The sequence below is a fragment of the Exiguobacterium sp. s7 genome (genome assembly GCF_018618195.1).
Lineage (GTDB): Bacteria > Bacillota > Bacilli > Exiguobacteriales > Exiguobacteriaceae > Exiguobacterium > Exiguobacterium mexicanum_A.
Window position 1 is genome coordinate 1 of record NZ_JACSLO010000042.1, and the last position, 384, is coordinate 384.

Genomic DNA, 384 nt, shown 5'->3' on the forward strand with positions numbered 1-384 from the left:
TGGCGCATCGCTTGCTCCCGGACCCGGATTGCTTTCGCGATCTTCGCCAGGGGCCCGCACGGATGGAACTGATAACGGTCCAACCAGTCCGACAGCCGCCGTTGCGCCTGTATCTCGCACGTCGCCTTCAGCACATACCGGATATGCTGGAGCCCTTGATAGAGGTTCCGAATGAATGGATCTTCCTGAATACAGGAACGGACGACCTCCCGGTCTTCCCCAGTCAGTGTTTCCGGGCGACGCGCGAGCGAACGATCGATCACGCGAACGTGGTGATGGCGTCTTGCCTCGTTCAAAAAACGACGCCGTCGGCGAAGGGCGTCCGTGACGAACTGGACGAGGTGGAACCGGTCCAGCACATGTTCTGCCTCCGGGAAGACATGG

1 protein-coding gene is annotated in these 384 nt (G+C 60.4%); it reads right to left on the bottom strand.

The genetic code is table 11. From position 1 onward, the window contains the following. On the bottom strand, window positions 1-359 hold a 359-nt coding region (locus KNP79_RS15655; protein WP_371743442.1), incomplete at its 3' end, for a transposase. Between the last annotated feature and the right edge of the window lie 25 nt (window positions 360-384).